The sequence below is a fragment of the Mesorhizobium sp. M6A.T.Cr.TU.017.01.1.1 genome, assembly GCF_004023115.1.
In the GTDB taxonomy this organism is placed as follows: Bacteria; Pseudomonadota; Alphaproteobacteria; order Rhizobiales; family Rhizobiaceae; genus Mesorhizobium; species Mesorhizobium mediterraneum.
Genome location: NZ_RZTA01000076.1, coordinates 1 through 5,267, shown reverse-complemented (window position 1 = coordinate 5,267; position 5,267 = coordinate 1). Strand labels below are relative to the sequence as shown.

General features: G+C 58.6%; 5 protein-coding genes. 2 read left to right on the top strand and 3 right to left on the bottom strand.

Translation table 11 applies throughout. From position 1 onward, the window contains the following. Positions 1-43 precede the first annotated feature (43 nt). Entirely contained in the window at positions 44-289 is a 246-nt protein-coding gene (locus EOB36_RS22130; RefSeq protein ID WP_095486654.1) for a DUF1127 domain-containing protein, read from the bottom strand. A 464-nt stretch (positions 290-753) separates the two neighbouring features. Here EOB36_RS22130 and EOB36_RS22125 point away from each other — a divergent pair, with 464 nt between their 5' ends. Further along, a complete protein-coding gene (locus EOB36_RS22125) occupies positions 754-1,542 on the top strand; it encodes a thioredoxin family protein (RefSeq protein WP_126106165.1) in 789 nt (262 codons plus the stop codon). 166 nt (positions 1,543-1,708) lie between these two features. Here EOB36_RS22125 and EOB36_RS22120 read toward each other — a convergent pair whose 3' ends face one another. After that, positions 1,709-3,748, bottom strand: a complete 2,040-nt coding sequence (locus tag EOB36_RS22120; protein ID WP_164897584.1) for an EAL domain-containing protein — start codon at positions 3,746-3,748, stop codon at positions 1,709-1,711. A 265-nt stretch (positions 3,749-4,013) separates the two neighbouring features. Between EOB36_RS22120 and EOB36_RS22115 the strand changes: the two genes are divergently transcribed. Then, the gene (locus EOB36_RS22115; protein ID WP_128285684.1) at positions 4,014-5,048 is read left to right on the top strand and encodes a class I SAM-dependent methyltransferase; all 1,035 of its coding nucleotides are present in this window, start codon (positions 4,014-4,016) and stop codon (positions 5,046-5,048) included. Between the two features lie 63 nt (positions 5,049-5,111). Here the strand turns inward: EOB36_RS22115 and EOB36_RS22110 are convergent. Further along, the coding region (locus tag EOB36_RS22110) for a PfkB family carbohydrate kinase (protein WP_245467859.1) at positions 5,112-5,267 on the bottom strand (156 nt) is incomplete at its 5' end.

The window sequence follows — 5,267 nt, the reverse complement described above, 5'->3', positions numbered from 1 at the left end:
GCGCTGCGCCTGCTCGTCCGCGCCGACAGTTGGCGCGCTGATCTTACCTCATCGACATCAAGTTCGTGGTCTGAGCGGCCTTAACGACGTCGAGCACAGGTTCATGGGCCTCCGGATGACCGATGTCCTTCAGCTGATCGGGCGTCAAATCCGCTAGGGCCCTGCGTCTTGCGACGTTCTCTCGCCACGTCCTGAAGGCAACGATGATTATTGCTACGCTTTTCAGCCTTGACCCAAACAAGCGGCGGCTGGGTGCGCCGCGGCCGGAGCGAGTTTTCGTGTGAGCCATTTTTAGTCTCCCATTTGAGTTTGCGGGTTGGGAGCGTGCCACGTGGTTTCGGGCTGTTCGGCTGTGCGTGAACAAAAGGGAAAAAGTTCCTTCGCGCTCCGCGGCTCTCGTGTCGAGAACGTCGTTGTCTCGGAGAATCTCGCTACGGAATGATTTCAGCGGAACGGAATTTGGTTACGTCTGTAACAGCGGGAGCGCCGTTGTCGATCGCCGGCGCCGCCCCGGAAAGCGGCCGTGCTGGGCCGTCGCGATATCTTGAAGCGTGGGCGCAGGAGCACCCGCTTCTGCGCAGGCCGCGGCTGGGATCAGCGGCTCCATTGGAATAGCGCCACACTTGTTACTCCCGCTGTCCGCTCTCCGGTGCCAAACTACCTCATGCCTAACCATGAGCGAAGAGCAGCGAATGAAACCGCGCTTCGGCCAACGAGGCGCGGGGTTTCGCCCAAATCAGGAGGTATCAAAGTATGACTGCATCAGCCGGAAACGGACGGAAGAGCGGACAGCCTGCCATGCACACACCACCGGTCGTGTCGCCGCAGGCGTGGGAGGCGGCCCGCGAGAAGCTGCTCGTGAAGGAAAAGGCCCAGACCCGCGCCCGTGACGCACTGGCCGCCGAGCGCCGGCGGATGCCGTGGATGGCGGTGGAGAAGACGTATGCGTTCGAGGGGCCTGACGGAAAGGTGAGCCTGCTCGACCTGTTCAACGGTCGGCGTCAGCTGATCGTCTACCGCGCCTTCTTCGAGCCGGGAGTGTTCGGCTGGCCCGACCATGCCTGCCGCGGCTGCTCCCTGGTGGCCGACCAGGTCGCCCATGTCGCCCACCTGAACGCCCGTGACACCACCCTCGTCTTCGTCTCGCGTGCGCCGCAGGCGGACATCGCGCGGCTGAAGGCGCGGATGGACTGGGAGATACCGTGGTTCACCATCACCGACAGCTTCGACGCCGATTTCGGCGTGGACGAGTGGCATGGTCACAACGTGTTCATCCGCGACGGCGACCGCGTGTTCCGCACCTACTTCATCAACAACCGCGGCGACGAACAGATGGGGGGCACCTGGAACTACCTCGACATCACGCCGCTGGGCCGGCAGGAGGTCTGGGAGGACTCGCCCGAAGGCTATCCTCAGACCCCGGCCTACAACTGGTGGAACTGGCACGACAGCTACGGCTCCGACGCAGCGGCCGACAAGAAATGGGTCGAGGTATCGGACGCCGGAGAGGCGGCGTTCCGGGAGGCCAGCACGAAGGCGTGAGCCAGGCCTGTTCGGTGAATCGGGCGGACGGCGACGGCCGGTCTGAGGGCCACCGATCCGCCGCCCGCTCCTGAGTGAGTTCGATTGTGAGTTAAATAGTGCCCGGTCTTCAGCGCGCTTCTGCGGCGGCGACGGCTTGCAGCTACTCAGATCGCTCTGCCGCTATTCATGCGGACTTCACGACCAGAAAAGGGCGTTTGTGGGTGGCCGGTCTCGCTCGAAAGCTCGCGGCGGGAGCAGGGCGGCCGACATGAAAGCCTTGGATTTCATCTATGTCGAATTCGCGTATGAAGGCCATCTGCTTGTCGGTTTCCACCCCTTCGACCAGGATTTTATGGCCGCGATTTCGGACCAGGGCAATAATGTCTTGCAGCATTGCCTTGCCTCTGGGGGAGCCGCAATCATGAAGAAACGAGCGGTCAATCTTCACGGTATCGAAATCGATTAGACGAAGCCATGAGAGGCCCGCGAAGCCGGTCCCGAAGTCATCAAGCCATATCCTGATCCCTAGCAGCTTTAGGTCGCTGATGCAGCGAAGAATGTCGGAGTGCATCTCCATCTCGAGCCCTTCGGTGATTTCGAAGGCCAGCCTGCTGCCGGCTACGCCGGTCTCGCTCAAAATGGCCGCAACAGAGGTTGCGAAGCCGGGCGTCTTGAGCTGAATTGGAGAGACGTTGACGCTGACGACACGGACGTGATCGTCCGCCAGAAGCTCAGTGCACACTGTCCTAATTGCCCAGCGCCCGAGCGCCAGGACAGCGCCAGTTCGTTCCGCGACGGGAATGAAGAGGCTCGGCGGAACCGACGTGCCATCCAGCATTTTGAGGCGCATCAGAGCCTCGACGGCTTCAACTCGGCCCGACGCGACATTTTGGATAGGCTGATAGACGAGTGAAACGAGATCCTGGCCGATCGCGATCTTCAGCAAAGCCGCAATATTCTCGCTCTCATCGCTGCTCTGGGGATCGTTTGGATCGAACAGCCACGTACAATTTCGACCGCCTGCTTTTGCCAGATAGAGCGCGCGGTCGGCCTCGTGGATGATTTTTTCCAGCTTGGCGCCGGTCTGGACCCTGGTGAAGGCAGCGCCAACGCTCACCGTTACAACCGAGGTACCGTCTCTCCGGTGCTCGTGGGGAAGTGCGAGGTTCTCCACCGTGCTTCGAATGGCTTCCACAATATCTGCGACCTGTTCTCTTTTCTCCATGCGCGCCAGGACAATGAATTCTTCCCCGCCGTAGCGGCCGATTGAGCCATTGTGCTGCTTAATCATATCGGCAAGGGCATTGGCGACAAGAATCAGGCAGCGGTCACCTTCTTGATGCCCGTAAAAGTCATTGAACCTTTTGAAGAAGTCCACGTCGATGAGGATCGCCACAAAACTGCTGCCAGACCTCTGCCAGTCGCTCCAGTAGTCCCGCAGCTTCTCGTCAATCGCCCGCCGATTCTCCAGACCTGTAAGCGGATCGGTTCTCGACAGGTTCAACAGCGCCTGTCCGCGCTCGGTGGCTTCCTTGTGCTGGATTTTGGCTTCGAGGGCATTCAGGAAGACGTTGTAGCGCTCCTCGTTCAGCTTCCAGTTTACGTAAGATGTAAATGTGAAGCATGAGATATAGAAGGTTCCAAATACCATTTTGTAAGTTAATGTGGACGGCACAAAATAATTTACGATATACAAAATTACCAATATTATAGCAGAAGTTACAATAGACACGTTGAATTTAAATGTGAAAAATAGATTAGCGCTCATCATGAAGATGGTGCCGAAAACCATATAATAAGAGACGCTTTCCTTGTCCGCACCCATAACCGCTGGGCACAACCAGCCAACATAGCCAAAGATGATGGCTCCGGCGCAAGTCACGTCAATCCATTCCGTTCCGACTCCCTGGCGAAGTTGTGCTTCCAAGATCAGGAGCGCAGTCACTCCGACCACGAAGCGTGCCGTGATCGTATAGATTGCCACATCCGGAATCAGCAGCAGATCGGTTGCTGAAAACAGCAGATAGATGGCAACGGCGATCCATAGCCCTGGCCTAGCGTCCGTTCGTCGCGTCGCTTGGGATTCCTTTCGGTAGAGGTTGCGGAGTTCGTCGGACCGCGGCTCGTAGCGCGGTTCGAACGGTTCCGCATCGGCTATATCGGCCAATGCGGATGACGCGGAGTCGCTCGTCACCACAAACCCCATTTGAACCGGGCTTTGCATTCCGAACTCATTTTTAGCTTCTGCCCCCACGCCGGCCGACTCCTCAGGCGACAGCGATTGCGGCGCCTCGCAAACAATATGCAGCCGCGCAAATAGGTTTTCGTTAACTCGTATCGGGAATCCGAACCGCAAGGCGTTCAAACAACTAGGATGGTTGGCGGGAAATTAACGACACCGCTAAAATGCCAGGGATGTGCCTTGGCAAAGATAAAATTTTACGCAATATCTAGATAATATCTAACTAATTGTAATTATGGAGTCTGCGGTGGCAACCATCCTTGATGGCAAAAGTCTGATTACTGCCGAGATGATCGCCGCCAGTCTCCCTCGAAGAAAGCTCGGTCCTCACAGCGAAGCGTTCGAAACCGCCCGCGTAGAGCTGGCACTCATTCTCCACGCGACACACCAGCAAGTCGAGCAACGAAAGGATCCCGCGGAGATCATTCGTCGGCTGATGTCGTACCTCGACGCAACCCGTTCCAAGGTTCATCCGGACGTTTGGCAAGCATTGATACCGGTAGTGCAGAACCACCCGATCTTGGAGTACTTTCTCGAGGATCCGCTCACGCGGTGGTCCCATGACAAGCCCAGAGGTTATTCTGGCGACGCGCAGTTGCTCGACTACATCTATTGTGATCCGCACGTGGCCGAGAGCGTGGCAAGCGCCTCGGAGATCGGCAAGGCACTCTATAGCCACACCAAGGATGTACCGTCGTGCATCGCAGCACGGGAGCGACGCGATCTTTTAACCCGGTATGTCGATGAGATTGCGGCCAAGAATGGACCGCAAGCCGAGGTCCTGGCGATTGCGGCCGGCCATTTACGGGAGGCCAATCGCTCGGCCGCCTTACAAGAGGGCCGTCTCAAGCGCTGGGTTGCGCTCGATCAGGATCCTCAGAGCGTTGGGTTGATCAACCGCGACTTCCAGGGCACCGCGGTCGAGGCCATCGACGGCTCGGTACGAACCGTGCTCACGAGGGGCCACAAGCTTGGCAAGTTCGACTTCATCTACGCCTCTGGCCTCTACGATTACCTTGCGCACAACGTCGCCGTGAAGCTCACAAAGACTTGCCTGCAGATGTTGAAGCCGAACGGGACATTCCTGTTCGCGAACTACGCAGAGGGCAACCCCGACGCCGGCTACCGGGAGACGTTCATGAACTGGGTGCTGCTGTTGCGGTCGGAGGCCGATATGTGGGACATCATCAATGCCAGCGTCGACCGCAACACCGTCGAGGCGCAGGTGTTCTTTGGCGAGAACCGCAACGTCCTATATGGCGTCATCGAAAAGCGCGGATAGCGACCGCCTTGGGCTGCAAGGTTGTCGCCCATTGGCGGCAGCCGGTCCGATTGCGTTTTGATGCTAATTTTCGAACGCCGCCCTTAACGTCTCGAATGGCGCCAGCGCGCCGCGCACCTGGACGACAGCCGCGGCGACGCGATGCGCGCGCAGCACGGCTTCGGTCGGGGCATGGCCGGCCAGCCGGGCGGCGAGATAGGCGCCGGTGAAGGAATCGCC